Source organism: Bacillus sp. S4 (genome assembly GCF_040838205.1).
GTDB classification, from domain to species: Bacteria; Bacillota; Bacilli; order Bacillales; family Bacillaceae_G; genus Bacillus_A; species Bacillus_A cereus_U.
Window position 1 is genome coordinate 1 of the sequence record NZ_JBFPJI010000153.1, and the last position, 7640, is coordinate 7640.

Here is a 7640-nt window from a genome sequence, read left to right on the forward strand (position 1 = left end):
TTGTTCATCCCCCACTGATTATTAGCCTTCACCAATCGGGCGTTTACGGGCAGTTAATCTTCCACCTAGCTTCTTTGCACCAGCTGAATTTTAAGGTGGAGTTTTACTGCCCGTTAATGCGGGATAAAAAGGAAAAAGCTGCTGAAGTCAGTAGTTTTTTCCTTTTTCATTTTCTCTATTTCTTTAATGTAAATCCAAATTTATCCCAAGCTTGTAAATAATCTAATAAGAAAATTTCTTCCTCTACAACTCGGCCAACTACATTTGTTTTTCCTGTATTCACCATATCTTTTAAGGCAAGTTGTAATTCACCTTTATATTGACCGTATTGTTCATTATCAATTAAGATATCGCCTCGTTTAATTTCACGCGTATTATGAGGTTTGAACTCTTCTTTTTTATATTTCACACGACTTTGTGTAGAACGAATCATATATTCAGATACATCCCCGCGATAAAAATGAGGTTCGTCTAACACAATAATTCTTTCTAACTCTGTTGTTGTTTCATAAATTTCTATATCAAAAGTTTGCTTGTCTTTATTTAACTCACCAAGCGCCTCTAGTTCTTCCTCTGACGCATAAGCATTCGCAATAATAACATCATCAATTAATTCTGTCGCAAACAAATGCTTCGCTTGTGTTGTCATTGGCAATTCACGATGCTGCTCTAACGTACATAACCCTTCTGTTACTGGCCAAGGTCCATATGTTGCATCGAATGATGAAATAAAAGCAGCGGTTCTCATACCGTAATCTTTAAATTGTTTCGAGCATTTAATGAAATGATCGTATGATAATCCTGAATAACGGTGTGGATAGAAATTATGACAGCCAATTAAATTTTCACGATTTGGTCTATGACTCATAATGTTATCTACATACTTCGTACCGTTGCTCATATTAATCTCAATTTTCAAACCGTACGGATTGTACGTCATAATCGATTCTTCTAATCCTGAGAAACCAACATCTAAACGAATACCGTAAGCACCTAGTTCATGGAAGAATGATAAATCATTATAAGAAATACCTAGTTGTTCAAAAACAGACGGACTAATATCAACCAATACTTGGAACCCTAATGCATTCGCATGAGAAATTGTTTCTTTAAACTCTTCTATAATTGTCTCTTTTTCGCCATCTACAGATAATAAACATGTGAATACACGTGTAAATCCGTATTTACTTGCTAATGTTACATACTCCTTATCTTCCTCTACTGTCGAATGTTCTGGATAAATAGAAATACCTAATCGTCTCATATGTACACGCCTCTTTCTTCATCATATTGTAAACCTTTTCAAATATATGTAGTGAAAAAGTATGTATCCCCTTCTCATCCACTACCATTTGAATCCGCTTTCTTTAAAGAAAAAATAATTTCTATCATTCATAACAACTACTAGTCTATACATCTATACTTTACATCTTTTTTTCAAATTTGTGTAGTCTTTCCACAAATTTGTCAGTTTTTTTGCCTCGAAAATTGTTATACGTTTTCAAGGCACCTTCCTTGACTGTTACGTTGACCACTACATATACTCGAAAGAACAGAGATAAAGTGAAACTTTAATCAGTGGGGGTTTTGTTCATCCCACACTGATTATTAGTTGAACCGATCGAGCGTTAACGGACAGCAGCGCTCCCACCTAACTTCTTTGCTCCAGCCAAATTTTGAGGTGAGAGTCTTACTGCCCGTTAACGTGGGAAAACTTTTATATAGGGGATGAATATATGGGAGAGGCAGTACTCGTAAAACGAGAACCGTTATGGACAAAAGAGTTTATTGCGCTAATTCTAGCAAACTTATGTATGTTTTTAGGATTTCAAATGTTAATTCCAACTTTACCTGTTTATGTGAAAGAAATAGGGGGCACAAGTTCAAATATCGGATTCGTTGTCGGTATGTTTACCGTTGCAGCACTTTTTATTAGGCCGCTAACTGGAAATGCTTTGCAAAAATTCAACAAAAAAATCATTTTAATGATCGGTACCGCTATTTGTTTACTCGCTATGGGCAGTTATCTTTTCGCTTCAACCGTTTTCCTATTGCTTGCCGTTCGAATTTTACACGGAGCTGGTTTTGGTATTACAACGACTACATACGGAACTGTCGTTTCAGATTTAATTCCGCAAGCTCGCCGCGGTGAAGGCATGGGGTATTTCGGTCTTTCTGGAACTATTGCCATGGCGCTCGGTCCGCTTATCGGACTTTGGCTTATGCAAGCATATAACTTCACGATTCTTTTTTTATGTGCACTTTCATGCACAATAGTTTCATTAATATTAACGAAACTACTTCAAATCAAAAAATCGCCGCAACCACCACAGCAAACATCTGGTACCTTTCTCGATGGATTTATTGAGCGTAAAGCTTTACTTCCTTCATTATTAATATTATGTATTACATTAATGTACGGGGGAATTGGGAGCTTTATCACATTATTTGCTACGGAAGTCGGGATTGCTGATATTAGTCTCTTCTTTTTATTTAACGCACTTGCAATCGCTGTAACTCGTCCGTTTTCTGGAAGATTATATGATACGAAAGGCCATACATTTGTCATCATTCCAGGAGTTATTATTACGTTTACAGGTATTATCTTGCTGTCGTATACAACTACAATTCCGAGTTTAATTATTGCCGCAGCATGCTACGGCAGTGGTTTCGGAGCAATTCAACCAGCACTACAAGCATGGATGATTGACCGAGTAGCACCGCACCGGAGAGGAGTGGCAACAGCAACATTCTTCTCAGCATTTGATCTTGGAATTGGTGCTGGAGCGATTATTTTTGGATTCATTGCACACTTTACCAACTATGCAACTGTATATCGTTATTCCTCTCTATTACTTATTGCTTTCCTGTTCATTTACATTACAAGCTTACGGAAACAAAAACAGAAAGATAAAATAAACGAAAAAGCCGTTGGGTAATGTTAACTCGCTCCATTTCAAAGTACTTACACTAAAAAAATTATATATACACAAATACAAAAAAGCAGTGGATTCCAAAAAAATCGTACTGCTTTTTGCATTGTATTGAAAGGTGAACCGCTGTTCTATTTATTCATGTTGTTCGTATGATATTAATATATAGAACGAATTGGAGGAAACATTAATGAAAGCAATATTGTATACAAAATATGGTCCCCCCGACGTACTTCAATTGAAAGAAGTTGAAAAACCTACACCTAAAGACAATGAAATACTAATAAAAATTAATGCGACAACCGTAACAGCAGGAGATATTCGTTCAAGAAGTTTTACAGTTCCCTCTTCGGTTTGGCTACCCGCTCGAATTGCACTTGGCTTTAAACAACCGAAAAAACAAATACTTGGAATGGAATTGGCTGGTGAAGTTGAATCAGTAGGAAAAGACGTTACGCGTTTTAAAGCAGGAGATCCAGTTTTTGCTGCTACCCAAGCAAATTTCGGTTCTTATGCTGAGTACATTTGTATACCTGAAGATGGAGCAGTGTGCATGAAGCCCTCCAATATATCCTATGAAGAAGCCGCAGCCATCCCAATTGGAGCACGTACAGCCTTGTTTTTCCTTAGGAAAGCTAACGTTCGAAGCGGTCAAAACATTCTTATTTATGGAGCTTCTGGAAGTGTCGGAAGTTATGCAGTGCAAATTTCCAAGTATTTCGGCGCAACAGTTACAGGGGTGTGCAGTAGCTCCAATTTAGAATTGGTCAAATCGCTAGGAGCTGACGAAGTAATTGATTACACCGCAAGCGATTTTTCTACTACAGACGAAACTTATGATGTTATCTTTGAAGCGGTAAACAGGAGTTCCTTTGCAGAGTGTATTAAAATGTTAAAGGAAGATGGTACCTATATAAATATCGTTGAACCGTTACCAAGTGCTCAAATGCTCTGGACTAAATTGACAAGTCGCATGAAACTCATATTAAGTCAAAACGCACCTGAAACTTCCGAAGCATTAAATTTCCTTAAAGAACTAGTTGAGAACGGTAAAATAAAAGTGATCATTGATAGGCAATACACTTTTGAGGAAATTGTTGAAGCTCACATATATGTTGAAAAAGGGCACAAAAAGGGAAATGTCGTCATAAACTTGAAACATAACGACAACTCCTAATAAAGTGAAACTTTAATCAGTGGGTAGCTTTATCTCCCACAAATAGCAGAATAAACAAGCACACTGCACACAGTTTTTACAATACGAAGTACTCAAACTTTTTTAACATAAAAAACCAGGGCAAATTCATATGCGAATTGCTCTTTTTTAATGTTGCAAGCACTCCAAAGAAGTAGATTAATATACTTCAATCATTTTTTCACTTTCATCAGTATACTCATTTCAAACCTCCCCATTTCCCCTACATATTTTTCTAACTTTGATCGAAAAATATGCAAAGAACCATTATAAATAAAGTGAAACTTTACTTAGCACACCCAATTTGGATAGTTTATCTCTCCTATTTTTACTATCAATAAATAGTGTGATAAATGTGACTTCTTTACGAAATAGTCCAATACCACGCATGAAAACCAATTAAATCCAGGAGTTTCTTTAAAGAATTGTAAACTTTTTAGTACTTTGTAAATTTAGTGTAAAATTTATAAACAAACCGTTTACAGTGCCTCAAGGTTTAGTTAATAATTACATCGTACATGAAATTTAAGGAGTGGAATGCGTGGAATACAATATTCAAGATATGATCTTCCAGTTCATTGGTGGATTAGGTATTTTCTTATTCGGGATTAAATACATGGGCGATGGACTGCAACAAGCAGCCGGAGATCGTCTTCGCGATATTCTAGATCGTTTTACAACAAACCCTCTTATGGGTGTACTAGCAGGTATGTTAGTTACAGTATTAATTCAATCAAGTTCAGGAACAACCGCTTTAACAGTCGGACTTGTAAGTGCCGGATTTATGACATTAAGACAAGCAATTGGTGTTATTATGGGTGCGAACATCGGAACGACAGTTACTGCATTTATTATCGGAATTAAAATCGGAGAATACGCTCTTCCAATTATGGCAGTCGGAGCAATCTTATTATTCTTCTTTAAAAATAAAAAAGTACAGTCTTTAGGTCAAGTCGTATTCGGATTTGGTATGTTATTCTTTGGTTTAGAATTGATGAGCGCAGGTATGAAACCTCTTCGTTCTTTAGAATCATTCCAAGAATTAATGGTTAGCATGAGTGATAACCCAATCTTAGGAATCGTTGTTGGTACAGTCTTCACTTTAATCGTACAAAGTTCAAGTGCGACAATCGGTATTTTGCAAGAACTATTCGGCCAGGGTGCAATCGATTTACAAGCTTCCCTTCCTGTATTATTCGGTGATAACATCGGTACAACAATTACAGCTGTATTAGCAGCAATTGGTACTTCTATTGCAGCAAGACGTGCAGCATTAGTTCACGTTATCTTTAATATCGTCGGTACAATTATCTTTACGATTTTATTAGTACCATTTACAAGTTTAATTCAATATTTCCAAACATCATTAAACTTAAATCCAGAAATGACAATCGCATTTGCCCACGGAACATTTAACGTAACAAATGCACTTATTCAATTCCCATTCATCGCTGTATTAGCATGGATTGTAACAAAACTTATTCGCGGCGAAGATTCTGCTATTGATTTCAAACCGCAACATTTAAATCCAATCTTTATTGAACAATCCCCTGCTATCGCACTAACAGAAGCGCAAAAAGAAATTGTTCGCATGGCTGAGTTTTCTTTACAAGGATTAAAAGAAGCAAACCAATTTTTAAATACACAAGAAAAGAAACACGCTGATATGGCTACGCAATTAGAAGCAGCTATTAACAATTTAGATAAAAAGATTACCGAGTATTTAGTTTTACTATCAGAAAAACCACTTTCACATACAGACTCTGAAAAGCATTCAGTTCTAGCAGGTGTTGTTGGAGATATTGAACGTGTTGGTGATCATGTAGAAAACTTAGTAGAACTTGTAGATTTCCAAATTTCAAACCGCGTTTCACTATCAGATGAAGCACTAGCTGAATTAAATGAAATGCTTGAATTAACAATTTCAACATTACAAGATGCAATCAATGCTTTAACAAACTTCGACACTGAACTAGCTCAAACGGTTATTGCAAAAGAACGTAAAATTGACCAAATGGAACGTGTTCTTCGTAAACGTCATGTGTTACGTCTGAACGAACGTAGCTGTTCAGGTGATGCAAGCATCATTTTCGTTGATATGGTAAGTAACTTAGAACGTATCGGTGATCACGCTGTAAATATTGCTGATGGCGTTTTAGGTGAACAAGGAAAAGTAAATTTAAAACAATCATTATAATAGGAAAAGAGACGCTCAAATGAGCGTCTCTTTTTTTCATTTCATCTTTACAACCGTTCTCCCTTTTAACTTTCCTTGCAGTATAAGTGTAAACTTCTCATCTAATTCTTTTAATGTACATTCTTCTGTATAAGATAATAGCTCTGAATTTTTCCACTCATCTGCTAACAATGCCCACACTTCTCTTCTCACATCTACTGGACATTGAACTGAATCTATTCCTAAAAGGCTAATCCCTCGTAATATGAATGGGTATACAGTTGTATTTAATTCATGCCCTGCTACGTTACCACACGTTGTTACACAGCCTCCATACTTAACTACCTTTAAAGAACTTTCTAACATGTTCCCGCCTACAGTATCGACAACCCCAGCATATATTCCTTTAAGCATCGGTCTTCCTGATTCATCACTCAACTCCGTGCGGCGAATCATCTTTTTTGCCCCTAAACGTAGCAGTATCTCTTTCTCTTCCATTTTCCCTGTTGCCCCTACTACGCTATATCCTAGCTTTCCTAAAATACTAACTGCTACACTGCCTACTCCGCCCGTAGCACCCGTTACTAAAACATCTCCCGTACTAGGTGTAATTCCCGCTCTAATGAGCTTATATACCGATAAGGCAGCTGTAAAACCTGCTGTTCCGTACATCATACTTTCCTTCAAAGACATTTCTTTTGGTAAAGGAACGACCCAAGATGATGGCACGCGAATATATTCCCCGAAACCACCAGAAGTATTCATACCTAAATCATATCCAGTTACAATAACTTGATCGCCTTCCTGAAAGGCGTTATTTTCACTACTAACTACCTCTCCCGCTGCATCGATACCTGGTGTATGAGGATATGCTCTCGTTACACCTTTATTACCAGTAGCTGAAAGGGCATCTTTATAATTTAATGAAGAATAATGAACACGTATTAATACGTCTCCTTCAGGTAAACTATTAATTTCTCTCTCAACAAGCTTTCTTTCAAATTGATTATTTTCCTTTTCTTTCACGACAATTGCTCGGAATGGTGTATGATTCATTACGCTCTCTCCTTCATCCGTAAAATCCTTCTTTATTATATAAGAAATGCTTTTAAAGCTAACCGATTCTTCTTGGCTATATTTCAACAAATCTTACTTCTCTATCACTTTCTCACAATACATATTTTCATTTCTACTAAAACACATTATACTTGTTCTACATCTTAAAAATAAAATATAGAAAATCTGACTTTTTATAAATAAATTGAATTTTTACGAAATGTAAATGATTTGTAATGTTTTTTTTCGCTAAATTTCATTATAATAAGTGGATATGAGT

The 7640-nt window shown here is 36.2% G+C and carries 6 protein-coding genes; 4 read left to right on the forward strand and 2 right to left on the reverse strand.

Annotated elements, in window-relative coordinates:
* The coding region (locus AB3X48_RS14455; protein ID WP_367959694.1) for a hypothetical protein at positions 1 to 221 on the forward strand (221 nt) is incomplete at its 5' end.
* On the opposite strand, the gene AB3X48_RS14460 is transcribed toward AB3X48_RS14455, so the two are convergent.
* Positions 176 to 1264, reverse strand: a complete 1089-nt coding sequence (locus AB3X48_RS14460; RefSeq protein WP_016103797.1) for a DUF871 domain-containing protein — start codon at positions 1262 to 1264, stop codon at positions 176 to 178. The two genes, AB3X48_RS14455 and AB3X48_RS14460, sit on opposite strands and share 46 nt — an antisense overlap.
* Positions 1265 to 1736: 472 nt before the next feature.
* On the opposite strand from AB3X48_RS14460, the gene AB3X48_RS14465 reads away from it, so the two are divergent.
* From AB3X48_RS14465 to AB3X48_RS14475, 3 genes are all read left to right on the forward strand, one after another.
* Positions 1737 to 2939: an MFS transporter gene (locus AB3X48_RS14465; RefSeq protein WP_016103796.1), complete on the forward strand. Its 1203-nt coding sequence runs from the start codon at positions 1737 to 1739 to the stop codon at positions 2937 to 2939.
* Positions 2940 to 3123: 184 nt separating this feature from the next.
* Positions 3124 to 4110, forward strand: a complete 987-nt coding sequence (locus AB3X48_RS14470; RefSeq protein WP_016103795.1) for an NAD(P)-dependent alcohol dehydrogenase — start codon at positions 3124 to 3126, stop codon at positions 4108 to 4110.
* 559 nt (positions 4111 to 4669) lie between these two features.
* Entirely contained in the window at positions 4670 to 6325 is a 1656-nt protein-coding gene (locus AB3X48_RS14475) for a Na/Pi cotransporter family protein (protein WP_016103794.1), read from the forward strand.
* 36 nt (positions 6326 to 6361) lie between these two features.
* Here the strand turns inward: AB3X48_RS14475 and AB3X48_RS14480 are convergent, their stop codons facing one another.
* On the reverse strand, positions 6362 to 7360 hold the full coding sequence (locus tag AB3X48_RS14480) for a YhdH/YhfP family quinone oxidoreductase (protein ID WP_016103793.1): 999 nt from the start codon (positions 7358 to 7360) through the stop codon (positions 6362 to 6364).
* Positions 7361 to 7640 lie beyond the last annotated feature (280 nt).

Excerpts from the sequence above, each read along its gene's own strand:
- AB3X48_RS14460 (WP_016103797.1), bottom strand. The coding sequence starts at position 1,264 with ATGAGACGATTAGGTATTTCTATTTATCCAGAACATTCGACAGTAGAG.
- AB3X48_RS14465 (WP_016103796.1), top strand. The coding sequence starts at position 1,737 with ATGGGAGAGGCAGTACTCGTAAAACGAGAACCGTTATGGACAAAAGAG.
- AB3X48_RS14470 (WP_016103795.1), top strand. The coding sequence starts at position 3,124 with ATGAAAGCAATATTGTATACAAAATATGGTCCCCCCGACGTACTTCAA.
- AB3X48_RS14480 (WP_016103793.1), bottom strand. The coding sequence starts at position 7,360 with ATGAATCATACACCATTCCGAGCAATTGTCGTGAAAGAAAAGGAAAAT.